Genomic DNA, 23,483 nt, shown 5'->3' on the forward strand with positions numbered 1-23,483 from the left:
GCCTACTCACCGGCACGCTCCCGGATCAGAATGCCGTGTCCCCGGGTGCGAGGGCGGCGCGCACCGTCTTGAACAGGATCACGAAGTCGCCGACGAGGGTCCAGTTCTCGACGTAGGAAAAGGTCGAGGCGCACCGAGTCGTCCCACGAGAGCGACGAGCGTGCGCTGACCTGCCACAGGCCGGTGATCCCCGGCTTCACCAGGAAGCGGCGGTGCACGTGATCGGCGTACAGCTCGACTTCGCTGGGGAGGGGCGGGCGGGGGCCGACAAGCGACATCGACCCGTTGATCACGTTGAACAGCTGCGGCAGCTCGTCGAGGCTGAGCCGTCGCATGATGCGGCCGATCGGGGTCACGCGTGGGTCGTGCTTCATCTTGAACATGACGTGGCCGGATCGACATCGCGAGGAAGACCAGCAGCGGACTGGCAACGATGACGCCGAGGATCGATGCGACGACGTCGAAGACGCGTTTTGCCACGCGTTGCCCGCCGCTGAAGCGCGGGGTCTCGACGTGGATGAGGGGGAGGCCTGCGACGGGGCGTGAGCTGATGCGAGGGCCGGCGATGTCGGCGATGCCCGGCGCCAGCACGAGGTGCTGACGGCCCGCCTCGAGCCCCAGGAGATCTCCTTGACCTTGTCGGCGGGGAGGTCGTCCGTGCTCGTGACGACGTGATAGCCGGCAGCGCTGTTGCGGATCAGCTCGTTGGCGACGTCGACGACCGACCGCTCAGAGCCGACCAGCAGCACCCGTGCGGAGAACGCCCCGCTGCGCCGCTGGGCGATCAGCCACTGCCGCCACAGCCACCGTTCGAACAGGAGCACGAGGATGCCGAGGGGAAGGGTGATGAGGAGGAATCCTCGCGCGACCTCTGTCTGAGTGAGGGACGCGATGATCGCGATGACGCCGAACAGGGTCAGGCTGGCAGAGGCGATGCGCGCGTACTCCATGCTCCCGGCGCCGATGACCCGGTGGTCGCGGGTGTCGGCGAGGGCGAGGGCGATCATCCACATCACGATCAACGCACTGGAGAACACCCAGCAGGACACCGCACTGTCGACGACGCCGGTTTCCATCGCCAAGTCGGCGGCGCCGGTGCCGAACCAGGTGATCTGGGTGCCGAAGACAACCCAGATGAGGACGAGTAGGTCACTGATCCACAGTCGCTGCGCGTAGCGGCGTCGCCAAGCGCCCGACACAGCTGTGCCGGGGCGCGCGGTGTGGTCTTGTTCGCCGTGCTCGTCGCTCATCGCTTCCTGCGGCAGTTCGTGCGCAGTCCTCGCCCCGACAGGCATCACGACACGCTAGCAGGGCGTCGCGACCTGCGATGACCGGCGTGGGCGCGCGGGGACGTCATGGCGCCGCCGGCAGGACCAATGACGCGCGCGTGCCTCGGCCGAGCGCCGAGTCGAGTCGGATCTCACCACCGTTGCGGGTCGCGAGTTCCTGTGCGTTCGCGAGCCCGAGACCGAGCCCCGCTGCAGATGCTGCGGCCGCTTCGGCGCCGCGGTAGAAGCGGGTGAACGCGTTGGCGAGGGTGTCGGGGGCCATGCCGGGGCCATCATCGGTGACCACGATCACTACCTCGTCGCCGTCTCGGTGAGCGGTGATCGTGACGCGATGCTGCGCACTGAACTTGATGGCGTTGGAGACGAGGCTCCACAGTGCCCGCCGTGCGTCGATCGCGCTCGCCGCGGCCACGAGCCCCGTCGCGCCGTGGATTTCGACGACCGTACCGCGCGCTTCGGCGTCGGGGAGGTGGGCGGCACGGACATCGTCGATCAGGTCATCGACGGCGATGGGCTCGATAGCGGTCCCCGCCATCCCTGCGGACTGGTGCAGGTCGTCGAGCAGCGACTTCAGGCGGGTCGCGCTGCGGTGCACGGCACGCGACCAGTCGGTCGCATCATCAGGAAGGTCGGCGGCGACGAGGAGCTCGCTGTAGCCGAGGATGTTGGTCGCGGGTGTGCGGAGCTCATGGCTCGTCGCGGTCACGAAGTCCTCGCGCTGCCGCTCCAGGTCGAGCTGCATGCCGAGCGCTGCGGCGCGCTCGCGCTCGCGTTCGGCCTCGGCCACATCGTGTGCGGCGGTGAGGGCGAGTGCGGCATTCACGCGCCCTTCGTAGCGGGAGGCGACGACCAGCACGGTGAAGATGCCGACGGCGCTCATGAAGGTGACGAGCGTGATGGCGGCGTCGATCTCGCCGAGGGCGACGCCCGAGAACGAGCCGGCGTCGCTGAGGACGACGGCCAGCACCGTCACCGCGATGACCGTCGACTGGGTGAGTGCAACGCCCATGGGGAAGCGGAGGGCGCCCCACGTGAGGATGGCGAAGACGAGGAAGGCAAGCGGCGCCGAGGAGATCCGGCCGAATGCGACGATGATCGCGGCCGCCGCGCAGACCGCATAGATGCCCAATTCCAGTGGCCGCACCGCTTCGGGGATTCGCGGTGGCAGCACCGCGAACGGCGCGAGCAGCATCATCGCCGAGCTATGCGACGCGAACGCGACAGCGGCGGTGCTCTGGGCCGGCACGCCGGAGAACGCGTAGCCGGTGATGCCGATGAGCGTGCCGGCGATGAGAGCGGCCGCCAGGATGGACAGCACGAACCGAGTGGCGCAGGCGAAAGAGTGGAGACGGAAGGGGCGCCGCCACGCATCGAGGAAGGTGATGACGAGGGCGACCTCAGCGGTGTTGATTGCGCCGTAGATGAGAGCCAGCGGTATCGGGCGACCGGCGGCGTAGTTCGAGAGGACCGTCACGCCGAACACCAGCAGGAGCGCGAGAAGCTTTCGCCTCTTCGGCGCGCGGAGTACGAACCACAGCGCGACGCCGACGGCGGGCCACCAGACGGCGATCGGCAACGCGGTCGCGCGCAGCGAAGCTCCGAAGATGCCGAGCAGGAAGATCGCGAGCGGGCCGCCTATCCAGTACACCCAGGGGAGAACAGCGAGCGCGCGGGAGGCTGACGAGGCTGAGGTCGCGCGCGTGCTCACGGGTCCACCGTACAACCGCGGACGATTCGCGAGTGTATCGTGATGATGTCGCCACTGGGTCGGCGTCAGACAGCAGGTGGGTTCCGTGGCACACGTTCTCGTCGTCGAAGACGATCATGACGTCGCCGCCCTGCTGCAGCAGATCCTGGCCGGCATCGGCCACGATGTGGATGTCGCCCACGACGGTGGCGCGGGCCTCGCCGCGGCCTACGCGCATCACCCCGACATGGTGATCCTCGACTGGATGATGCCGATCAAGACGGGTGTCGAGGTCTGCGCGGCGCTTCGATCCGATCCGAACTTCGATTCGACGCGGATCATGATGATCACGGCGCGCTCGTCGCCGCAGGACATCTCCCGCGCGAAGACCGCGGGAGCCGACGATTATTTCGTAAAGCCCTTCACTCCGCGTGAGCTGCGCAGCCGGGTGGCGACGCTACTCGAGTCTTCGTGAGGCTCCGCGTTCGATCGCGATGATCTCGTCGCCGCTCCACAGGTAGGCACCGTCGTCGGTGACGTCGAGGGCAGCGGGTGACTGCGGGTCGGCACCGTCCGCGCACGCGAGCTGCTCGGGATCCTGTCCAAGGCGCATGACAGTCAGGTCGTCGCAGTCGTCGGTGATCGTCGCGCCGATGACCTGATCGTCGTGGACGTCGAGGGCGACGAGGTGGTCTCCGATGGCGCTCCACCGCCCGTCGGCGGGCGCACCACGACGCCCGCGCCGAGGGGTGGGTCGTGAACCACAAGAAGATCCAGCGTCTCTGGCGCGACGAGGGGCTGCGTGTGCCGCAGCGGCGTAGGCGCAAGCGAGTCGGATCCTCGACCGTCGACGCGCCCACGGCGGACGCGCCCAACGTGGTGTGGGCGGTGGACTTCCAGTTCGACGCCGACGAGCAGGGACGTCCGATCAAGATCTGCTCCATCGTTAACGAGCACACCCGCGAATGCATTGGTGGGCTCGTCGAGCGGTCGATCACCGCCCACCTCGAAGACCTCGTTGCCGTGCGCGGCGCCCCAGCCGTGCTCAGGTCGGACAACGGTCCGGCGGGGCAGGTGGCGAAGCGGCGCCCGATCGCGTAGTCTTGATCTTTGGTGCCTGCGCCCTGCTGGCTGGGCACCGCGAACGTGAGCCCTCCACTGGCGTGTTCGATCGGCATCCCGAACGAACCACCCCGGAGCGGGATTCACGAACTCCTCCGTTCGAATCTATGAAAGCAGCACTACTGTGACGCGCACTTACACCCCCAAGACTGGTGAGATCACCCGCGAGTGGGTGGTCATCGACGCAACCGACGTCGTTCTGGGCCGCCTCGCCTCGCACGCTGCCACGCTCCTGCGCGGCAAGCACAAGCCCACCTTCGCCAACCATGTCGACACCGGTGACTTCGTCATCGTCATCAACGCCGACAAGGTGGCCCTCACCGGTCAGAAGCTCGAGCAGAAGAAGGCCTACCGCCACTCGGGCTACCCGGGTGGCCTCAAGGCTGTCACCTACTCCGAGCTCCTCGAGAAGAACCCGGCTCGCGCCGTCGAGAAGGCCATCCGTGGCATGCTCCCCAAGAACAGCCTGGGTCGCCAGCAGCTGTCGAAGCTGAAGGTCTACACGGGCGCCGAGCACCCGCACGCCGCCCAGCAGCCCACCGCATACGTCTTCGACCAGGTCGCCCAGTAAGCGCCGCCGAGAGAACTAAGGACTATCTAATGGCGAAGATCGCTGACTCCCTCGAGACCCCCGAGAACTACACGACCGAAACCCCCGAGACCGAAGCAGCCGCGGCCCCGCGCCCCGTGCTGTCCGTTCCCGGTGCCGCCGTCGGTCGCCGCAAGCAGGCCATCGCCCGCGTGCGCCTCGTCCCCGGCTCCGGCACCATCACGGTGAACGGCCGCGAGTTCGAGGACTACTTCCCCAACAAGCTGCACCAGCAGCTCATCACCGACCCGTTCACGCTGCTGAACCTCGTCGGCGCCTATGACGTCATCGTCCGCATCTCGGGCGGTGGCCCCTCGGGTCAGGCCGGCGCACTCCGCCTCGGCATCGCCCGCGCGCTCAACGAGATCGACGCCGAGAACAACCGCCCCGCCCTCAAGAAGGCCGGCTTCCTCTCCCGTGACGCCCGCGTCATCGAGCGCAAGAAGGCCGGTCTCAAGAAGGCGCGTAAGGCTCCCCAGTACTCGAAGCGTTAATCCTTCGATGACACTGTTCGGGACGGACGGTGTGCGGGGCCTCGCAAACGGCCCCCTCACCGCCGATCTCGCGCTCACCCTGGCCCAGGCGACCGCCGTCGTCCTGGGCCAGGGTCGTATCGCGAACGCACGAAAAGCCGCCGGCCGACGCCTCACCGCCGTCGTCGCGCGTGACCCCCGCATCTCAGGCCACTTCCTCGCCGCCGCCGTCAGCGCCGGCCTCGCCTCCTCCGGCGTCGACGTCCTCGACGCCGGTGTGCTGCCGACCCCGGCCGCCGCATTCCTCGTCGGCGACGTCGACGCCGACTTCGGCGTCATGATCTCGGCCTCCCACAACCCCGCCGCCGACAACGGCATCAAGATCTTCGCCCGCGGCGGCGTCAAGCTCCCCGACGAGGTCGAGCGGCGCATCGAAGAAGCCATGGCGGGGCCCAAGCTCCTCCCCACAGGGGGTGCCGTCGGCCGGATTCGCCGCTTCGCCGACGCCGAAGACCGCTACGTCGTGCACCTGCTCGCATCGCTGCGACAGCGACTCCACGGCATCCACATCGTGCTCGACTGCGCCAACGGCGCGGCATCCGGCGTCTCGCCCGAAACGTTCCGCGACGCCGGCGCCAAAGTCACCGTCATCGGCGCCGACCCCGACGGCCTCAACATCAACGACGGCATCGGCTCCACCCACCTCGACGTGCTGCAAGCCGAAGTCGTACGCGTCGGCGCTGACCTCGGCATTGCCCACGACGGCGACGCCGACCGCTGCCTCGCCGTCGACGCCGACGGCCGCATCATCGACGGCGACCAGATCATGGCGATCCTCGCCGTGTCGATGAAGAACCGGGGGCTGCTCCGCGACGACACCCTGGTCGCCACCGTCATGAGCAACCTCGGCCTGCACCGCGCGATGGCCGCCTACGGGATCTCGGTGGAGACGACGGGTGTCGGCGACCGCTACGTGCTCGAGCGCATGAACGCCGGTCGGTACTCGCTCGGCGGCGAACAGAGCGGCCACGTCATCATGAGCGAATTCGCCACCACCGGCGACGGCGTGCTCACCGGCCTGCACCTCGCCGCCGAGATGGCGCGCACCGGGAAGTCGCTCGCCGAACTCGCGTCGGTGATGACGGTTTTCCCGCAGGTGCTCATCAACGTCAAGGGCGTCGAGCGGTCGCGTGCGACCGACGACGACGTGCTTGCCGCTGTGGCTGAGGCCGAGGCGGAGCTTGGAGACTCGGGGCGCGTGCTGCTGCGGCCGTCGGGGACCGAGGCGCTCGTGCGCGTCATGGTCGAGGCGGCCACGGAAGAGGACGCGCGCGCCGTTGCGGAGCGGCTGGCGGAGGTCGTGCGGGGGTGAGTGCGTCGTCCGCGAGTCGGATGTGTCTGACCCTTTTCTCGCGGGGGAATCCGGCGACTCTGGGCTGCTCCCGAATCGCTACGGGCGGGGGAGTGGTTCGGGCTGGGTCGGCCCCGGCTGAGGGTCGACTTTAGCTCGCTCGGCCTTGTTGCGGGCGAAGAGATCCTTCGCCCGCATTGTCGGCTTCTCGATTAGGAACCCACGCGCTGATGTTCGGCGGGATTCTGAGTGGAATGCGGGCGGCGTAGGGCTCAGTGTCGGACGAGGCGTTCGCGTCACTCCCAGGTGTGCACCGGCTCGTTCGTGTGCATCGCCTCGCGATACTCGAGCAGGGTCGCGCGGAGGGCATCGAAACGCTCCATGCCGCCGCGTGCCCGCATCTTGCGGGCGAACCACTCCGCACCGTTCGTGCGGGCCGCGCACCGGGCATCGATGATCCCGAGGTAACGGTCGCGCTCCGCGGCATCCACTCCCCACGCATCGAGACCCTCGGCGGCGAGGGGGAGAAGGTGCTCGCGGATCAGCTCGGTCGCGGGGATCTGCCCCACGCCCGGCCAGCCCAGCCGCGCATCGATGCCCTGCCGCGCCGCCGCCTGGAAGTTCTCGCGCGCCGTCGCGAACGGCATCCGCGACCACACCGGACGCTCGTCCTCGGCAAGCGCGCGTACCAACCCGAAGTAGAACGCCGCGTTCGCGATCGTGTCGGACACCGTCGGGCCGGCCGCGAGCACGCGGTTCTCGACACGGAGATGCGGCATCCCGTCAGCGATGTCGTAGACGGGACGATTCCACCGATAGACGGTGCCGTTGTGCAGCTTCAGCTCCGCGAGGGAAGGGATGCCGCCCGCTTCGAGCACCTCGAGCGGGTCTTCGTCGTCGACGATCGGCAGCAGCGCCGGGAAGTAGCGCACGTTCTCCTCGAAGAGGTCGAACACCGAGGTGATCCACCGCTCCCCGAACCACACGCGCGGCCGAACCCCCTGCACCTTCAGCTCCTCGCTGCGGGTGTCGGTCGCCTGCTCGAACAGCGCGATGCGCGACTCTCGCCACAGCTCCCGGCCCAGGAGATACGGGGAGTTCGCGGCGGAGGCGAGCTGCACGCCGGCGATCGCCTGGGAAGCATTCCAATACGCCGCGAACTGCGCCGGCGAGGTCTGCACATGGAACTGCGTGCTCGTGCACGCCGCCTCGGGGACGATCGAGTCGGCCGTCGTGTCGAGCCGCTCCGGTCCTGCGATCGAGATCGCGATGTCCTCGCCGCGGGCATCGAGCACCTGCTCGTTGAGCAGCGCGTACCGGGAGTCGGCACTGAGGGTGCTCGGGCTCAGATGGTGCTCGGTGAGGGTGGGCAGGATGCCGATCATCACCAGACCTGCCCCTTGGGTCTGCGCGCGCGACTCTGCGTCGTTCAGCCGCTGGCGGAGTCCGGTCTCGAAGGTCGTGAGGCCGCCCTCGCGGAGCTTCGCCGGCGGGACGTTGATCTCGACGTTGAAGCGGCCGAGCTCGGTCACGAACGCCGGATCGGCAATCGCCCGCAGCACCTCTTCGTTGCGCATCGCCGGGTCGCCGACCTCATCGATGAGATTGAGCTCCAGCTCGAGGCCCGTCATCGGGTCGTCGGTGTCGAACCTCGCCTCGCTCAGCATCCGCTCGAAGACGTCGAGGTTGCGGCGGATCTTCTCGCGATGCCGCGTGCGGTCGGCCCCGGTGAACTCCTGCGCGTCGATCTCTTCTCCCATGCCGTCAGCGTATGTCGCGGGTTCCGACGGGCCAGGGGTGGTTGACAGCGCGGGGAATCCGGTTGGTGTTCGGCCGGCAGACTTCCGGCTGGGCGCGTGAACGGGTTCGGATCACGCGCCGGCGGCACGCGGATCTTTCAGGAGGACGACCAGGTGGTCTTCGAGGCGCGCATCGCGCGGAACTGACGGGCACGCGGCGAGCGACTAACGCACAACCGGCCGATTCGCTACCCCTTGGTCGGAATCGGGTCGCCTTCGTAGCGTGGACGTCATCCGGAGCGCACCGGCATCCGGACCGATCGACGGAAGGACCAGAGCCATGGGACTCGACGACAAGATCAAGAACGCCGCACAGGACCTCACCGGCAAGGGCAAGGAGGGCGCCGGCAAGGCGACCGACAACGAGCGCCTCGAAGCGGAGGGCAAGGGCGACCAGATGGAAGCCAACCTCCGTCAGGCCGGCGAGAACGTGAAGGATGCCTTCAAGTAAGCGGCTCGCACGAACGCCTCGGTCCTCCCGGACCGGGGCGTTTTGCGTGTCGCCCGCACTCCGCACCGCCTGCTGGCCGGCGCCGGTGTATAGGATGCCGAGGGCTAGACTGGCCTGACAGCGATCGGCTCGAACCGGTCACGACGATCGGCCCGAACCGGTCATGACGAGCGTCTCTGGGGTGGCCGGGATGTCACGGCGAGGATCGGCCCTCGCGAAGGGGCGCATCCGACTCGGCACCCATGTCTGGTGGGATGCCGTCACCAGTGGCGCCTTCTTCGGCCCGGCATCGATCGTGCTGTCCTTCTTGATGGCGGTGACCGGACTCGCGCCTCACCAGCATTACGAGCAAGTCGGATATGTGGGGGCCTTCGCGGTCGCGATCCTCGGCTGGGCGGTTCTCGTGGTCGCGCTGATTCCGGCCGCGGTCGCCGAGCGGCGACTCACGCGGCGTCGCTCGCGCGCTGTCGTCGTCCTCACCGCGGTCGTCGTCGCCGCGTCGGCGCGACCGTTCATCCACGAGATCCTCTTCGTGCTCATTTTCGACATCCCGCTCATCCTCGACGGGTGGCACGTGCGCGTGCTGTCGAACCTGGTCGTGTGGGTCATCGGTCTCTCGATCGTGGCGATGACGGCGAGGTCCATCGACGTCACCCGCGGAACCCGCGGCCGCCTCTCGCACGCCGTCTCCATCCTCGGCCAGGGGCGCAGCAGGCTCGCGCGGTTCGAGAACGACAACCGCGCGCTGCTCGACGAGATCGTCGGCGAGCTTCGCATTCGCCGCGACGGCATGCTCGCAGGCGACGTCGATTTCGATGCCGTGCGGAACTATTCCGAGGTCGTCCGTGCCGCGAGCCATCGGCTGGAGGATCGCGCCCACCACAACCTGAACCTCATCACCGTCGAGCAGCCCGCGCCGCCGTTCGAACGCCGATCGGGATCGCTCCTCAGCCAGCTGCGGCCACCGCCTTACCTGATCACAGGCCTGGTGTTCGCAGCGGCAACTGTGCCCTACACCCACCATCTCGGCGGCATCCCGCTCGCTCTGCTCTGCCTGGCGACGGTCCTCACGGTGACGCTCGCGGTCGACGCGATCACACGAGCCGTTTCGCGGGGGAAGGATCCGCGAGCGCGCGGCGCGATCATCGTCGTCGCCTGGGCAGCGGCCGGGGTCCTGCTCACCGCATGCGCCCGATGGCTGCTTCCCACTGACGACCCCGCACTGCTCGGACCGATCGTCTCGCTGCCGCTCGTGGGCGTCGCCCTCGCCGCCTGTACGGACGCGATCGCCAGCGCCGCGATCAGCTCGCGGCGACTCGAGGCGGTGCTCGTGCTGGTCGCCCGAACCTTGACTCTCAAGACCGCGCAGGCACGCCGCCCGTTGCGGCACGCGGCGCACGTGTTGCATGGGCGCGTGCAAGGTCGATGCGTGATGCTGGCCGCCTACGCCGACGAGGGCACGCTCACCGACGAGCAGGTCGATTCCTTCCGTCACGAGCTCGACGAGGCGTTCGAGTCAGTGCTCTGGTACGAAGCAGAAGCCGAGGCGGTCTTGCGCACCGACACGGTGCAGTCCAGCCATGAGGACGTCGAGGAGCTCGTGTCCACGTGGAGCGGACTGCTCGAAGTGTCGAGCGATATCACTCCCGAAGCCGCCGAGGCCCTGCATGCCCCCGCGATCTCCCGGCGCGTCGCGACCGTCGTCAACGAGGGATTCGTGAATGCGGTGAAGCACTCCGAAGCTCGACGGGTGTGGCTTGCGATCGCAGTCGAAGGGCCCGATCTGCTCGTACGGACGTGGTCGAAGGGGACGCTGGAGCGTTCTCCCTCCAAGTCTGCCTCCCGCACCATCAGCGGCATCGGCGACCGCGGACGCATCTTCCAGCGCGCCGACGAGGTGGTCCTCGAGGTGAGCGTCCCGCTGAGCACAGGACACACGGCGCCGGTGCGCATCGAGCACCTGTCGGCGCGACGGATGAGGTCTGGCGCGCGCGTCGGCTGACCGACCGGGCGTGCGAATCGCATGCGCGGTGTGAAGCACCGCGGCAGCGGCGCGGCCTCAGCGGGTCGCCGCGAGAGCGAGGCGGGGAGCGGCGGGAGCGCGCACCGCGCTCACGATCAGTCCCACGTCGACGCGAGCGCCGGGGCTCAGGTTCGCCAGACCCCAGTCCTCGCCACGGCAGGTGATCGAGGCCGAGCTCGTCGCGGGCGACGACACCGTGCAGCTCATGCCCCACGCGCTGTCGACCGCGCTCGCGCCCGGCGACCGCCACGTCGCCGTCCATGAGCGCACCGGGGCGTTCGTGCTCGAGGTCAGCGCCAGCGCGACCTGGTACTTCTCGGGCCACGCGCTGGCGACGGTCATCGTGGCGGAGACGCCGTTGTCGGAAGCGCTCGACGACGTTCCCACAGCGGGATCGGGCTCATAGCGGGGGATCGTCGGCCCGGGGGAGGGCTGAGGCGCCGGCGTCGGAGCGGGCGCTGCCGGGTACGGAACGTTTCGGGGCTTCAGGATCAGCCGCAGCGCGGCGAGCTTCGCGCGCTCCGGCGACATCCAGTCGTCCTTCATCAGGCCGCCGGTGCGCCGCTGTTCGGGTTGAACGACCAGTACGCCCATCCCACGCCGCGGTCCTTCATGTAGCGGGTGAGCTTCGCCAGCCACTTCTTGTCGGAAGAGGTCTGCAGCTTCGTGCCGAACTCGCCCACGAACACCGGGGCGATCTTCTTCGTCACGATGAAGCCCCAGTTCTTCTCCCAGATCGCGCGGAGATTATTCGGGTAGTGCTTCGTGTGGAACCACGCCTGGTCATAGACCGACGACGGGTACTCGTGCGGCGAGTACACGACCGCGAGCTTCTTCCAGTCGGAGATCCACCGCTTCTCGGGGTACTTCGCCGTGTACCAGAGCTCGGACTGCGCCGCCGACCCCGGCCGGTGCCGATCGAGGATCACGCGCAGGTCGTACTTCCGGGCGCTCGCGATGACGGCATCCATCATCTTCAGTGGGTGAACGTCGACGAGCGTCGGGTTCAGCGCCTGATTGATCGACGTCGCCGTCTTCTGGGTGAGGCACTCGTTCGAAAACGGCAGGCGGATGGTGTTGAACCCCATCCGGGCGATGCGCGCCATGCCCTGATCGAGCGTGATCGAACCCCAGATTACGGCACCGTTCACCGCCCGCCTGCAGCCCGCGAGCGAAGACGGGAGGCGCGCACCGCTAGAGTGGCGACGATGTCCCCCGACGAGACGCTGACGCCTGTCGATTCGCTCTACCGCGAAATCGGCCGCGCGGAGTGGGCCCGAATGGCCGCCGGCATGACGCAGCCGCTGTCGGAGACCGAGGTCGTCCAGCTGCGCGGCATCGGCGACCGCCTCGACATGACCGAGGTGCGAGAGGTGTACATGCCGCTCAGCCGGCTGCTCTCCCTTTACGCCAGCGCCACCCGGCGTCTCGGGGCCGACACGGCCGAGTTCGTGGGCGAGCCCGACGCGACCACGCCGTTCATCGTGGCCGTCGCCGGCTCGGTGGCCGTCGGCAAGTCGACCGTCGCGCGCCTGCTGCGCGAGCTGATGAGCCGGTGGCCCGGCACCCCGCGCGTCGAGCTCGTCACCACGGACGGGTTCCTCTACCCGAACGCCGAGCTCGAGCGCCGCGGCATCATGGACCGCAAGGGCTTCCCCGAGTCGTACGACCGCCGCGCCCTCGTCGACTTCCTCGTCGCGGTGAAGTCCGGTGCGCCCGAGGTGCGCGCCCCCTATTACTCGCACATGCGGTACGACATCATCCCCGACGCGCACGTGACGGTGCGTCGCCCCGACGTCGTCATCGTCGAGGGGCTGAACGTCCTGGCATCCGCCCCCAACCCGCACGACATCTCGGTGAGCGAGCTGTTCGACTTCTCCATCTACGTGGATGCCGACGTGGAGCACATCACGCAGTGGTACGTCGACCGGTTCCTCGCCCTCCGCGAAGCCGCCTTCTCGAACCCGAACTCGTTCTTCAAGGTGTTCGCCGACATCCCCGACGAGGAGGCGGTCTCGCAGGCGCTGGGTTTCTGGAACGAGATCAACCTGCCGAACCTGCGCGAGAACGTCGAGCCCACCAAGCACCGCGCGAAGCTCGTGCTGCGCAAGGCCGGTGACCACACCGTCGAAACGGTACGGCTGCGCAAACTCTGACCCTCGTCAGCGGACCGTCGCGGCCGCCGACGTGCGCGAGGCGGTGTTGTAGCCGGAGCGCTTGCCGGTGACCTTGACCGAGAGGCGGGCGCCGCGGTCCTTCGCGGTGATCGCGTACGTCTTCTTCGTCGCGCCGGAGATCGCGGCGCCGTTGCGGAGCCACCGGTAGGAGTATGCGGTTCCGGTCGCCCAGGTGCCGCGCACCGCTTCCACCGTCTGCCCGACGCGGACCGTGCCGCTGATCTTCGGGGTCACCGCGGCGAAATTCTTCACCGCGTAGCGACCGAACACCTGCGTGTAATAGGCGCGCCCGTTGCTGTCGCAGGCCACGCCGATGCCGATGCGGTTGTACGCGCCGAGGATGTTCGCGCGGTGGCCGGGTGAATCCATCCACCCCGCCGTCACGGCCGAGGGGGAGTACCCGTAGGCGACGTTCTCGGCGGCGCCGCGCCACCCCGCCGGGATCTGAGCGCTGTACTGGACGCGGTTGATGTCGCCGTTCAGCGTCATCGCACCCTTGCCGGCCTTCGCGCGGGCGGCGTTCACATCGGTGAGGATCCGCTTCTGCACGGCGGCCTGAGTGGTGCCGGTGCAGGAGGTGCTCGCCGCCGCGGCGGCGGCGGGCTCGGCGGTGGTGAGCGGGGCCACCGTCAGGGCGAGGGCAGCGAGTGCGGACACGGTGAGGCGGGTGAGAGGGCAGCGCAAAACGACTCCGTACATGAGGGGCTGGGCGTCTCCTGAGTACACGACCGCCCTGGGAGGGTCCTCCACAGGGGGTGGATCCGGTCGCGGGCGACGCGCCCGTGGCGTCCGCTCGGGACGGAGTCCCAGGTGCGCGGCTCTAGCATTGTCCCCATGTGTGGAATCGTCGGATACGTGGGGCCTCGCGACAGCCAGGCCATCCTCCTCTCGGGCCTCGCCCGCCTCGAGTACCGCGGATACGATTCCGCCGGCGTCGCGATCATCGGCGCGAACGGTGACCTCGGCATGCGCAAGCGCGCCGGCAAGCTGCAGGTGCTGCGTGACGACCTCGCCGCGACGCCGCTCGCCGACGGCACCACCGGCATCGGCCACACCCGCTGGGCGACGCACGGCGCACCCAACGACGCCAATGCGCACCCCCACCTGGCCGACGACGACAGGCTCGCCGTCATCCACAACGGCATCATCGAGAACTTCGCCGAGCTGAAGGAGGAGCTCCTCGCCGAGGGCTTCACCTTCCGCAGCGAGACCGACACCGAGGTCGCCGCAGTTCTCCTGGGCCGCGAGCACGCGGCATCCGGAGACCTGGTCACCGCCTTCCGCACGGTCGCCTCCCGCCTCGAAGGCGCGTTCACGCTGCTCGCGATGCACCAGGACCAGCCGGGCCTGGTCGTCGGCGCGCGCCGAAACTCGCCGCTCGTCATCGGCCTCGGTGAAGGGGAGAACTTCCTCGGCTCCGACGTCGCCGCCTTCGTCGAGCACACCCGCAACGCCCTCGCGATCGGGCAGGACCAGATCGTCGCGATCACCCCCGGAGGAGTCGAGGTCACCGACTTCGCGGGCAACGCGGTCGAGACCTCGCCGTTCGAGGTGGTCTGGGATGCCTCCGCCGCAGAGAAGGGCGGCTGGCCGTCGTTCATGGCGAAGGAGGTCTCGGAAGAGCCCGAGGCGGTCGCCAACACGTTGCGCGGACGCCTGCACGACGGTGCCGTCACGATCCCCGAGCTCGACGGGCTCGACGACCTGTTCCGTGGCATCTCGCGGGTCATCGTGATCGCGTGCGGCACCGCCGCCTACGCGGGCATGACCGGCAAGTACGCGCTCGAGCAGTGGACCCGCATTCCCGTCGACGTCGAACTCGCCCACGAGTTCCGCTACCGCGACCCGGTCATCGGCCCCGACACCCTCGTCGTCTCGATCTCGCAGTCCGGCGAGACGATGGACACCCTCATGGCCGTGAAGTACGCCCGCGAGCACGGCGCGAAATCGCTCTCGATCTGCAACACGCAGGGCGCCACCATCCCTCGCGAATCCGATGCCGTCATCTACACGCACGCCGGACCTGAGGTCGCCGTCGCGTCGACGAAGGCGTTCGTCGCGCAGATCACCGCGCTGTACCTGCTCGCCCTCCACGTCGGCCGCTTGCGCGGAACGCTGTCGGATGCCGCGTCGGCCGAGGCCGTGCGCGAGCTGGAAGCCGTGCCCGCCAAGATCTCGCAGGTGCTCGAGACCGAGCAGGCCCACATCGAGCAGTTCGCGCGCTGGATGGGGGACACCCAGTCGGTGCTGTTCCTCGGCCGACACGTCGGCTATCCGATCGCCCTGGAGGGTGCGCTTAAGCTCAAGGAAATCTCGTACATCCACGCCGAGGGCTTCGCCGCCGGCGAGCTCAAGCACGGGCCGATCGCGCTCGTCGAGCCGGGTCAGCCCGTCTTCGTCATCGTGCCGTCGCCCCGTCACTCAAGCGAGCTGCACAAGAAGGTCGTCTCCAACATTCAGGAGATCCGTGCCCGCGGGGCCCGCGTCATCGCGGTCGCTGAAGAGGGCGACGCCGCCGTGCTCCCGTTCGCCGACGAGGTGCTGCGCATCCCGCTGGCGGGTGCGCTGTTCGAGCCGCTGCTGGCCGTCGTGCCGCTGCACATCTTCGCGATGGGGCTCGCCACGGCGAAGGGCCTCGACGTCGACCAGCCGCGCAACCTCGCGAAGTCCGTCACCGTCGAGTGACGGTGAGGTTCAGCGGGACGTAGGCCCGGGACGACGCGCTTCTTCCACCCACACGCGCAGCTGCCACGGCTGGAAGCGGAACAGCCTCGCCACGTCGGCCTCGGCATAGCCGGCTTCCAGGACGGCCGCCACTGCCCCCATTCAGCGCTGTTTCGACATGGTAGCCACGATGGGCGTCTTCTGTGGCTTATACCTCGACACGGTCTCGACTCGGCGATCTGGTAGACAAGTCAGGGGGGCGTAGGCACTGCTGCGCGTTGCACGAGGGAGCGAACATGCGCTTGTCGGTCATCGGATGCGGGTACTTGGGGGCTGTTCACGCGGCTGCGATGGCCTCGATCGGCCACGACGTGGTCGGCATCGACGTCGACGAGCGCAAGATCGCGTCGCTCGCGGCTGGTGAGGCTCCCTTCTTCGAGCCCGGCCTCGCGGAGATCCTGCGCGAGGGCATCGACTCGGGTCGGCTCACCTTCACCACCGACGTCGCCGCGGCGCAGGGCGCCGCCGTGCACTTCGTGGGCGTGGGAACGCCGCAGGTGAAGGGCGGCTATGCCGCCGACCTCACCTACGTGAACGCGGCTGTCGACGCATTGATCCCGTTCCTCTCCGAAGGCGACCTCGTCGCCGGCAAATCGACCGTCCCCGTGGGAACCGCGGCGATGCTCGCCGAACGCGTGACGCCGACCGGCGCGACGCTGGTGTGGAACCCGGAGTTCCTCCGCGAGGGCTTCGCGGTGCAGGACACGATCGACCCCGACCGTCTCGTCGCCGGCGTCCCGGCTGGCGAGGAGGGGGAGCGCGCCGCAGCGATTCTGCGCGAGGTCTACCACCCCTCCGTCGCCAAAGGCACGCCCTTCATCGTCACCGACTATGCGACCGCCGAACTCGTGAAGGTCTCGGCGAACGCGTTCCTCGCCACCAAGATCAGCTTCATCAACGCGATGGCCGAGATCGCCGAGGTCGCCGGTGCCGACGTCACCACTCTCGCGGATGCCATCGGCCACGACGCCCGCATCGGTCGCCGCTTCCTCGGAGCCGGCATCGGCTTCGGTGGTGGATGCCTCCCGAAGGACATCCGCGCCTTCTCGGCGCGCGCAGAGGAGCTCGGTCGCGGCGAATCGGTCGCGTTCCTGCGCGAAGTCGACGAGATCAACATGCGCCGCCGTGACCGCGCCGTGCAGCTGGTCGTCGAGGGGCTCGGTGGCAGCGTCTTCGAGAAGAACGTCACCGTGCTCGGTGCCGCCTTCAAGCCGCACTCCGACGACATCCGCGACTCGCCCGGGCTCGACGTCGCCGTGCGCCTGCACGGCCTCGGCGCGAACGTCACGGTCACCGACCCCGAGGCGATCGAGAATGCGCGTCGCGTGCACCCGCAGCTGACGTACGTCGGCGACCGTGACGAGGCGCTCACCGGTGCGGACGCCGTCATCGTCGTGACCGAGTGGGACGAGTACCGCCGTCAGATGCCCCCGGCACACGTGTCGTCGCTCGCCGCCGGCCGCATCGTCGTCGACGGTCGCAACTGCCTCGACCCCGCCGCGTGGCGTGCGGAAGGGTGGACGTACTACGGCATGGGGCGCCCCTGACCCTCACCGCCAGGTCACGCCGCGCGCTCAGCGCAGGACGGTCCCGAGCGCGATCAGGCCGAGCATCGTCGCGTTGTAGACGATGTGCACCAGCACGGCGCCCCAAATCCGCCCGGTGAGGATGACGAGAAGCGAACAGGTGAGCCCCACTGCGCCGAGCGTCAGCGCCTCGACCACCGGGAGCGACCCGTCGACCGCGTGCATCAGGATGAAGGTCGCCGTCGAGACGAGCACGGCGGCGAACCCCGCGGCGAACGATCCGGCCGCACGGCGCAGCACCGAGTAGATCGAGACCAGCAGCACCGTGCGGAAGAAGAACTCCTCCACGGTCGGGGCGATGAGGGCCGACGGGATGAACTCCCGAACGATCCAGTCCGAGGGGAGCGAGCCATCGAGGGTGGTGGCTGAAGGGAAAGGCTGCGAACCGGCATCCGTCATCCACCCCTGGAGCAGGCGCAGCAAGATCCCGAGGGTGACCGCGTAGAGCAGATCGACCGGCCGGAACTTCAGCAGCCCTGCGGGGCGGCCTCGCATGAACGCGTAGATCACGGGCACGAGCATGCCGACCCAGAGGGCGACCTGGCTGAGCAACCCGGCGTAGGGTGCGCGCCACACATTCGGGATCAGCTGGCTCGCGAAGACGCCGACGCCGAGGGAGACGAAAGCGATCGCGAGGACGATCCCGTCCCACGTGCGGACCGCGGTGCCACCCAGACGCCAGTCGGTGCGCTTGCGGCGACGTCGGCGGCGGGGCGCGTTCGTTCCGGAGCCCGAGTCACCGTCATCGGCCGGGCCGGCGTCGGCAGCATCGTCGGCCGCGGTCTCGGGCGTGACATGGCCGTCGCTAAGCTGTTCCTGCACGGGGCCTACGGTACCCGGTGCCCACCCGCACCACGTCGAGCCACCGCCGGGGGAGCCCTGGCATCCGACCTCCGAAGGACCCTCGTGATCCAGATCCTCACGGTCTGCACCGGCAACATCTGCCGCTCGCCGCTGGCGGCGCAGGTGCTCGCGCACCGGCTCTCCGACCTCGGCGTGGAGGTGACGAGCGCCGGCACGCGCGCGCGAGCGGACGACCGGATGCCGGTCGAAGCCGCCGAGCTCGCGCTCGCCGCCGGGGTGCTCGCCGAGTCGTCCCACGCGCACCGTGCTCGCTATCTCACAGAGGCGCTGCTGCAGGGGCCCGACCTCGTGCTCGCGATGGACCGCGACCACCGGCGGGAGATCGTCGAGCTCGCGCCGGGGAAGCTGCGCGCGACCTTCACCGTCCGGGAGTTCGAGCGGCTCGCCGCCGCGACGAGCGACGACGCGCTGCGCGCCGGCGCCGTCGGCGCAGACCCGCACGAGCGTCTGCGCGGCGCCCTCGCGGTGCTCGCCGGTCAGCGCGGCCTCGTGCTGCCGCCCGCCGATCCCGCCGATGACGACGTCGTCGACCCATACCGGCGCTCGCGGGAGACCTATGCCCGATCGGGTGCGCAGCTGATGCCCGGGCTCGACGCCGTCGAGCGGGTCGTGCGGCTCGCCGTCGGCTGACGGGCTGCGACGCGGAGGCCCCGCGCCGACCGGGCGGTGCATGCGCGGCGATAGGCTGGACCGAGCCGCGACGTGCGGGGAAACGGAGGCCGTGATGATCGTCGGAATCGGCGTCGATCTGGTCGACATCCCGCGGTTCGAGGCCTCGATCGCGCGCACGCCGAAGCTCCTCGGGCGGTTGTTCACGGCATCCGAGCAGGCATTGAAGCCCCACTCGATGGCCGCGCGATACGCCGCCAAGGAGGCCCTCATCAAAGCCCTCGGCGGGTCGGACGGCGTGCACTGGACCGACATCGAAGTCGCGGCTGAGCCCTCGGGGCGCCCCGTCTTCGCCCTCTCCGGCGAGACCGCCGACACCGTCACGGCACGCGGGATCACCGCCGTCCACCTCTCGCTCTCGCACGACGCGGGCCTCGCGACCGCGTACGTCATCGCCGAGTCTCTCGCGCCGGATGCCGCGGCCTCGACCTTCGCCGCGAAGGGAGGCGCCACATGAGCCGCCTGCCCGACGGCGTCGCCCGCGAAGCGGTCATCGACGTCGGCGCGATCGAACGCAACGTCCGTCACCTGCGCGCGCTGGTCGGCACCGAGGTCATCGCGGTCGTCAAGGCCGACGGGTACGGGCACGGCGCCGAGCGATCCGCGCGCGCTGCGCTCGCCGGGGGAGCCGACGGCCTTGCCGTCGCCGACATCGGCGAGGCGCTCGCCCTCCGAGACGCGGGCATCGACGCGCCGCTGCTCGCCTGGCTGCACGCACCGAACACCTCCTTCGCGCAGGCCGCCGCCGCCCGGATCGACCTCGGCATCTCGAGTTTCGAGCAGCTGCAGGCCGCTGCGGCCGCGGCATCCGTCGACCGGCCCGTCCGCGTGCACCTCAAGGTCGAGACGGGGCTCGGGCGCAACGGCATCGCCCCCGCCGAATACGGTCGCGTGTTCGCCGAGGCCGCCTCGCTCGAGCGCACCGGCCTGCTGCAGGTCATCGGCATGTTCAGTCACCTGTCGAACACCTCGCCCGAAGACGACCGGGCGTCGCTGTCGCGCTTCGGCGTCGCGCAGGCGGGCGCAGAGGCCGCCGGCCTGCGACCGCGCCTCCGGCACATCGCCGCATCGCACGCCGCGATCGACCTGCCCGCCGCGCGATTCAACTGCGTGCGCCTCGGCATCTCGATCTACGGGCTCTCGCCGTTCTCCGACCGGTCCTCGGCCGACCTCGGCCTGCGCCCCGCGATGACCCTCCGCGGGGCGGTCGCCGCCGTCCGACGCGTGCCCGCCGGCCACGGTGTCTCGTACGGGTACCTGCACCGCACGGCATCCGAGTCGACCCTCGCCCTCATCGCGCTCGGCTACGCCGACGGGGTGCCGCGCGCCGCATCCGGAGCCGGCCCGGTCACGATCGGCGGCCGCCAGTACCGCGTCGCCGGCCGCATCGCGATGGACCAGTTCGTCGTCGACGTGGGAAACGCCCCCGTCGAGGTCGGCGACGAAGCGGTGCTGTTCGGAGACCCTACCGCCGGTGCGCCGTCGGCCACGGACTGGGCGGATGCCGCGGACACCATCAACTACGAGATCGTCACCCGCATCGGGCAGCGGGTGCCTCGCCGGGAGGTGCGCTCATGAGCGGAATCGCCGCGTTCGAAGGCCGGAGGGAGATCGCTTCTGCCGCCGACATGGAGCAGCTCGGCCGTGATCTGGGAGCGGTGCTCCAGCCCGGCGACCTGGTCGTGCTGACCGGTCCGCTCGGCGCCGGCAAGACGACGCTGACGCGGGGCATCGGCGCGGGGCTCGGTGTGCGCGGACCGGTGCAGAGCCCGACCTTCGTCATCGCGCGGACGCACCCCTCGGAGGTCGGCGGCGCGCCGCTCGTGCACGTCGACGCGTACCGCCTCGGATCGCCCGCCGAACTCGACGACATCGGACTCGACCTCGAGCGGTCGGTGACGATCGTCGAGTGGGGCCGCGACATGGTCGACGGTCTCGCCGACACCTGGTGGGAGATCGAGATCGAGCGCGGCTGGAGCGGCACCGGCGTCGACAACGCCTGCGGCACCGCCGGGTCGTACATCGCCGACCTCGAAGACGCCGCACCGCGCACCGTGACCGTCACGCGCCGCCCCTGAGCCTGGCCGGGTTGGGCCCGGAGCTTTGCCGGAGGCGGGCGGGATTCAGATTGGCGGCTCGGGGCTTCGGGTGGCAGTCGGGGTCGCCTCGCGGCATCCGATGCGGCGCGAACTGACACCCGACGGAAGGTCGTCGCTGGCCGATACCCTTGACGATGTGATTCTCGGCATCGACACCTCCCTCGGTACGGCCGTCGCGGTCGTCGACACCGACGGGGCGGTGCGCGCCGAGGCCGTCAGCGCCGATCCGCTCGGTCACGCCGAAATCATCGGCACTCTGCTGACGCAGGTGATGACGGATGCCGCGAGGGGCCCCATCGGGCAGACCGCGGCGCCCGAGCCCGTCACGCTGACGGCCGTTGCCGCCGGCATGGGCCCGGGGCCGTTCACCGGCCTGCGGGTCGGGATCGCCGCCGCTCGCGCGTTCGCCCTGGGGCAGCGGGTCCAGGTCGTCCCGGTCGTCAGTCACGATGCCGCCGCGCTCGCCGCCTACCTCGCCGACCCGTTCGCCGACCTGCCCCGGTTCGCGGTCGTCACCGACGCCCGGCGCCGTGAGGTCGCGTACACCGTGTACACCGGCGTGGACGACGACGGGCTGCCGGTGCGAGCCGCGGCGCCGCAGCTCGCCAAGCGCGACGAGGTCGACGCGGTGCTCGCAGACCTGGGCGCCGAGCGCCGCGACGTCACTGCGATCCCCGGCGCGATGATCGCGCTGGTCGCAGCGCGCGCTGCCGCCGCGGGCCGTATCGAGCAGCTCGATGAGCCGCTGTACCTCCGCGCGCCCGATGTGACCATGCCCGCCCCGCGCAAGAAGGTGGGCTCATGACGCTCCGCACCGCCACCGGCGACGACCTCGCCGAGATCATGAAGCTCGAACGCGCCACGTTCCCCACCGACGCGTGGAGCGAGCCGATGCTCCGCGACGAGATCGCCTCGCCGCACGGCCGCTACGTCGTGGACGTCGAAGCAGGACGCCTCCTCGGCTACGGCGGTGTCCGCTCGGTGGAGGGCGCCCCCGACTCCGACATCCAGACGATCGCGATCGCCGCCGAAGCCCGCGGACGCGGACGCGGGCGCGCCCTGTTGCGCGAGCTGCTCGCGACCGCCTATCGCCGCGGCGCCATCGGTGTCTTCCTCGAGGTACGCGACGACAACCCGCGCGCCACCTCGCTTTACGCATCCGAGGGCTTCACGGTCATCGGCCGTCGGCCCCGGTACTACCAGCCCGACGACGTCGACGCGATCGTCATGAAGATCGACCTGCGCGGGTGGGCCGCCGAGCGCGGCGTGCCGGCAGACACGGGTGTCGGCCCGATCGGTTCGGAGACGGATGCCGCGGGCCCCGCCGCCTCGGACACTGCGCCGACGACCGACACGGCGACCGAGAAGGGATGGTGCTGACGTGGCATCCGCTGCCCTCGACACCACCCGCGAACCGCTCGTCCTCGGGATCGAGACCAGCTGCGACGAGACCGGCATCGGCATCGTCCGCGGACGCACCCTGCTGAGCAACACGATCGCGAGCTCGATGGACGAGCACGCCCGCTACGGCGGCGTCGTCCCGGAGGTCGCCGCGCGCGCCCACCTCGAGGCGCTGCAGCCGGCCATCGAGGCGGCGCTCGCCGAGGCGGACGTCACCCTCGCCGACCTCGACGCCGTCGCCGTGACGAGCGGCCCCGGACTCGCCGGCGCGCTCATGGTGGGCGTCGGCGCCGCGAAGGCCCTCGCGGTCAGCCTCGGCAAGCCGCTCTACGCCGTGAACCACCTCGTCGGTCACATCGCCGCCGACATCCTGACCGGCGACGAGGTCGAGTATCCGACCGTCGCGCTGCTGGTCAGCGGCGGGCACACCTCGCTCCTCCTGGTGCGCGACCTCGTCTCCGACGTCGAGCTGCTCGGAGAGACGATGGACGACGCCGCAGGGGAGGCGTTCGACAAGATCGCCCGCATCCTCGGTCTGCCGTACCCCGGCGGCCCCGAGATCGACCGCGCCGCCGCCGACGGCGACCCGAACGCGATCCGCTTCCCGCGCGGCATGTCCCGCGCCTCCGACATGGCCGAGCACCGCTACGACTTCTCGTTCTCGGGCCTGAAGACCGCCGTTGCGCGCTGGGTCGAGCAGCGCGAAGCGGCCGGTGAACCCGTCTCGGTGCCCGACGTCGCGGCATCCTTCCGCGAAGCCGTCGTCGACGTCCTGGTGACGAAGGCGCTCGACGCCTGCGCCCGCCACGACGTGCCACGGCTGCTGCTCGGCGGCGGCGTCATCGCCAACCGCCGCCTGCGCGACGTCGCCCTCGAACGTGCCGCAGCTGCTGGCGTCGAGGTCCGCATCCCGCCGCTGTCGCTCTGCACCGACAACGGCGCCATGATCGCCGCGCTCGCCTCGGAGCTCATCATGAGCGGGCGTCCCGCGTCGACCCTCGCCTTCGGCGCCGACTCCACCCTGCCGGTCACGCAGATCCAGGTCGCGGCGGCGACATGAGCACGCACGACGACGACCTCTCCGGCGCCCCGGCGCCGCAGGGTGCGGCGTCGCCCGGGCGCCTGCCTGCGTACGGGGATGCCGCGCCGGCAGCGCCCGCGGATGCGGCGCCCGACATA

General features: G+C 69.8%; 24 protein-coding genes and 2 pseudogenes. 17 read left to right on the top strand and 9 right to left on the bottom strand.

Annotated elements, in window-relative coordinates:
• Window positions 1-25 precede the first annotated feature (25 nt).
• Window positions 26-1,250 (bottom strand): annotated as a pseudogene (locus ACHFGS_RS11755) (sugar transferase).
• A gap of 103 nt (window positions 1,251-1,353) precedes the next feature.
• Window positions 1,354-2,997 (bottom strand): ATP-binding protein, encoded by a 1,644-nt coding sequence (locus ACHFGS_RS11760; protein WP_394278708.1) that lies wholly within the window; start codon window positions 2,995-2,997, stop codon window positions 1,354-1,356.
• A gap of 85 nt (window positions 2,998-3,082) precedes the next feature.
• Here ACHFGS_RS11760 and ACHFGS_RS11765 point away from each other — a divergent pair, with 85 nt between their 5' ends.
• Window positions 3,083-3,451 carry a response regulator transcription factor gene (locus ACHFGS_RS11765; protein ID WP_394278709.1) on the top strand — a complete coding sequence of 123 codons (369 nt, stop codon included), beginning with the start codon at window positions 3,083-3,085 and terminating at the stop codon, window positions 3,449-3,451.
• On the opposite strand, the gene ACHFGS_RS11770 is transcribed toward ACHFGS_RS11765, so the two are convergent.
• Window positions 3,434-3,589, bottom strand: a complete 156-nt coding sequence (locus ACHFGS_RS11770) for a hypothetical protein (protein ID WP_394278710.1) — start codon at window positions 3,587-3,589, stop codon at window positions 3,434-3,436. The two genes, ACHFGS_RS11765 and ACHFGS_RS11770, sit on opposite strands and share 18 nt — an antisense overlap.
• A gap of 104 nt (window positions 3,590-3,693) precedes the next feature.
• On the opposite strand from ACHFGS_RS11770, the pseudogene ACHFGS_RS11775 reads away from it, so the two are divergent.
• From ACHFGS_RS11775 to glmM, 4 genes and pseudogenes are all read left to right on the top strand, one after another.
• A pseudogene (locus ACHFGS_RS11775) lies at window positions 3,694-4,041 on the top strand (IS3 family transposase); the annotation flags it as partial.
• A 181-nt stretch (window positions 4,042-4,222) separates the two neighbouring features.
• Window positions 4,223-4,669 (top strand): 50S ribosomal protein L13, encoded by a 447-nt coding sequence (gene rplM, locus ACHFGS_RS11780; RefSeq protein ID WP_394278711.1) that lies wholly within the window; start codon window positions 4,223-4,225, stop codon window positions 4,667-4,669.
• 29 nt (window positions 4,670-4,698) lie between these two features.
• Window positions 4,699-5,181: a 30S ribosomal protein S9 gene (gene rpsI, locus ACHFGS_RS11785; RefSeq protein ID WP_283716083.1), complete on the top strand. Its 483-nt coding sequence runs from the start codon at window positions 4,699-4,701 to the stop codon at window positions 5,179-5,181.
• 7 nt (window positions 5,182-5,188) lie between these two features.
• Complete coding sequence (glmM, locus tag ACHFGS_RS11790; protein ID WP_394278712.1) at window positions 5,189-6,532, top strand: phosphoglucosamine mutase; 1,344 nt, start codon at window positions 5,189-5,191, stop codon at window positions 6,530-6,532.
• A 275-nt stretch (window positions 6,533-6,807) separates the two neighbouring features.
• On the opposite strand, the gene ACHFGS_RS11795 is transcribed toward glmM, so the two are convergent.
• Entirely contained in the window at window positions 6,808-8,271 is a 1,464-nt protein-coding gene (locus ACHFGS_RS11795) for a glutamate--cysteine ligase (protein WP_394278713.1), read from the bottom strand.
• 319 nt (window positions 8,272-8,590) lie between these two features.
• Between ACHFGS_RS11795 and ACHFGS_RS11800 the strand changes: the two genes are divergently transcribed.
• Window positions 8,591-8,761 (top strand): CsbD family protein, encoded by a 171-nt coding sequence (locus tag ACHFGS_RS11800; protein WP_394278714.1) that lies wholly within the window; start codon window positions 8,591-8,593, stop codon window positions 8,759-8,761.
• Between the two features lie 190 nt (window positions 8,762-8,951).
• Window positions 8,952-10,763, top strand: coding sequence for a hypothetical protein (locus ACHFGS_RS11805; protein WP_394289488.1), 1,812 nt, complete (start codon window positions 8,952-8,954; stop codon window positions 10,761-10,763).
• A gap of 57 nt (window positions 10,764-10,820) precedes the next feature.
• Here the strand turns inward: ACHFGS_RS11805 and ACHFGS_RS11810 are convergent, their stop codons facing one another.
• Both ACHFGS_RS11810 and ACHFGS_RS11815 read right to left on the bottom strand, forming a co-directional pair.
• On the bottom strand, window positions 10,821-11,315 hold the full coding sequence (locus ACHFGS_RS11810; protein WP_394278716.1) for a cellulose binding domain-containing protein: 495 nt from the start codon (window positions 11,313-11,315) through the stop codon (window positions 10,821-10,823).
• Window positions 11,316-11,329: 14 nt separating this feature from the next.
• Complete coding sequence (locus ACHFGS_RS11815; protein ID WP_394278717.1) at window positions 11,330-11,935, bottom strand: glycoside hydrolase family 5 protein; 606 nt, start codon at window positions 11,933-11,935, stop codon at window positions 11,330-11,332.
• 57 nt (window positions 11,936-11,992) lie between these two features.
• On the opposite strand from ACHFGS_RS11815, the gene coaA reads away from it, so the two are divergent.
• On the top strand, window positions 11,993-12,940 hold the full coding sequence (coaA, locus tag ACHFGS_RS11820; RefSeq protein ID WP_394278718.1) for a type I pantothenate kinase: 948 nt from the start codon (window positions 11,993-11,995) through the stop codon (window positions 12,938-12,940).
• Window positions 12,941-12,946: 6 nt separating this feature from the next.
• On the opposite strand, the gene ACHFGS_RS11825 is transcribed toward coaA, so the two are convergent.
• Entirely contained in the window at window positions 12,947-13,618 is a 672-nt protein-coding gene (locus ACHFGS_RS11825; RefSeq protein ID WP_394278719.1) for a CAP domain-containing protein, read from the bottom strand.
• A 177-nt stretch (window positions 13,619-13,795) separates the two neighbouring features.
• On the opposite strand from ACHFGS_RS11825, the gene glmS reads away from it, so the two are divergent.
• Complete coding sequence (gene glmS / locus ACHFGS_RS11830) at window positions 13,796-15,646, top strand: glutamine--fructose-6-phosphate transaminase (isomerizing) (protein ID WP_394278720.1); 1,851 nt, start codon at window positions 13,796-13,798, stop codon at window positions 15,644-15,646.
• A 9-nt stretch (window positions 15,647-15,655) separates the two neighbouring features.
• Here glmS and ACHFGS_RS11835 read toward each other — a convergent pair whose 3' ends face one another.
• Entirely contained in the window at window positions 15,656-15,787 is a 132-nt protein-coding gene (locus tag ACHFGS_RS11835; RefSeq protein WP_394278721.1) for a hypothetical protein, read from the bottom strand.
• A 134-nt stretch (window positions 15,788-15,921) separates the two neighbouring features.
• On the opposite strand from ACHFGS_RS11835, the gene ACHFGS_RS11840 reads away from it, so the two are divergent.
• Window positions 15,922-17,232, top strand: a complete 1,311-nt coding sequence (locus tag ACHFGS_RS11840; RefSeq protein WP_394278722.1) for a UDP-glucose dehydrogenase family protein — start codon at window positions 15,922-15,924, stop codon at window positions 17,230-17,232.
• A gap of 27 nt (window positions 17,233-17,259) precedes the next feature.
• On the opposite strand, the gene ACHFGS_RS11845 is transcribed toward ACHFGS_RS11840, so the two are convergent.
• Window positions 17,260-18,093, bottom strand: coding sequence for a CPBP family intramembrane glutamic endopeptidase (locus ACHFGS_RS11845; protein WP_394278723.1), 834 nt, complete (start codon window positions 18,091-18,093; stop codon window positions 17,260-17,262).
• Window positions 18,094-18,177: 84 nt separating this feature from the next.
• Between ACHFGS_RS11845 and ACHFGS_RS11850 the strand changes: the two genes are divergently transcribed.
• The 7 genes from ACHFGS_RS11850 (at window position 18,178) to tsaD (ending at window position 23,364) form a co-directional block, all read left to right on the top strand.
• Window positions 18,178-18,765, top strand: a complete 588-nt coding sequence (locus tag ACHFGS_RS11850) for a low molecular weight phosphatase family protein (RefSeq protein WP_394278724.1) — start codon at window positions 18,178-18,180, stop codon at window positions 18,763-18,765.
• A gap of 94 nt (window positions 18,766-18,859) precedes the next feature.
• Window positions 18,860-19,261, top strand: a complete 402-nt coding sequence (locus ACHFGS_RS11855) for a holo-ACP synthase (RefSeq protein WP_394278725.1) — start codon at window positions 18,860-18,862, stop codon at window positions 19,259-19,261.
• Window positions 19,258-20,382 carry an alanine racemase gene (gene alr, locus ACHFGS_RS11860; protein WP_394278726.1) on the top strand — a complete coding sequence of 375 codons (1,125 nt, stop codon included), beginning with the start codon at window positions 19,258-19,260 and terminating at the stop codon, window positions 20,380-20,382. Before ACHFGS_RS11855 ends, alr begins: the two co-directional genes overlap by 4 nt.
• A complete protein-coding gene (gene tsaE / locus ACHFGS_RS11865; RefSeq protein ID WP_394278727.1) occupies window positions 20,379-20,882 on the top strand; it encodes a tRNA (adenosine(37)-N6)-threonylcarbamoyltransferase complex ATPase subunit type 1 TsaE in 504 nt (167 codons plus the stop codon). The genes alr and tsaE overlap by 4 nt, the downstream gene beginning before the upstream one ends.
• A gap of 157 nt (window positions 20,883-21,039) precedes the next feature.
• Window positions 21,040-21,708 (top strand): tRNA (adenosine(37)-N6)-threonylcarbamoyltransferase complex dimerization subunit type 1 TsaB, encoded by a 669-nt coding sequence (gene tsaB, locus ACHFGS_RS11870; protein WP_394278728.1) that lies wholly within the window; start codon window positions 21,040-21,042, stop codon window positions 21,706-21,708.
• Window positions 21,705-22,283: a ribosomal protein S18-alanine N-acetyltransferase gene (gene rimI / locus ACHFGS_RS11875; protein ID WP_394278729.1), complete on the top strand. Its 579-nt coding sequence runs from the start codon at window positions 21,705-21,707 to the stop codon at window positions 22,281-22,283. The genes tsaB and rimI overlap by 4 nt, the downstream gene beginning before the upstream one ends.
• Before the next feature lies 1 nt (window position 22,284).
• Complete coding sequence (tsaD, locus tag ACHFGS_RS11880) at window positions 22,285-23,364, top strand: tRNA (adenosine(37)-N6)-threonylcarbamoyltransferase complex transferase subunit TsaD (protein WP_394278730.1); 1,080 nt, start codon at window positions 22,285-22,287, stop codon at window positions 23,362-23,364.
• Window positions 23,365-23,483: the final 119 nt, after the last annotated feature.

Origin of the sequence: Microbacterium sp., assembly GCF_043427715.1 — a bacterium.
Taxonomy (GTDB): Bacteria; Actinomycetota; Actinomycetes; order Actinomycetales; family Microbacteriaceae; genus Microbacterium.